The organism is Shewanella electrica, from assembly GCF_022321485.1.
Taxonomy (GTDB): Bacteria; Pseudomonadota; Gammaproteobacteria; order Enterobacterales; family Shewanellaceae; genus Shewanella; species Shewanella electrica.
The window spans coordinates 1-239 of record NZ_JAKOGG010000726.1 but is presented as its reverse complement, the minus strand read 5'-3'; the positions used below and the strand labels follow the sequence as shown (position 1 = coordinate 239).

1 protein-coding gene is annotated in these 239 nt (G+C 39.3%); it reads right to left on the bottom strand.

The features are described 5' to 3' along the window. The coding region (locus L9G74_RS21920; protein WP_238899017.1) for a LamG domain-containing protein at positions 1-239 on the bottom strand (239 nt) is incomplete at both ends.

The window sequence follows — 239 nt, the reverse complement described above, 5'->3', positions numbered from 1 at the left end:
ATCATTTCCATTAAGGTCTGTAATATACAATTGGCACGCATCTTGTAGTGTGCTCTGTCTTACTGCCACCACGTGATACCAATTAGAATCATCGTATTCGTTTGTAGATAAGCATGTGGTAATATCCGTTCCACCGGTTGAAAATCCAAATAATACTTTGCCTACATTGTCTAGGGAAATTTTGTGATAATCACTACCCCCCTCCCAATACACTAGATATTGTTCACTTGTTACTGCCC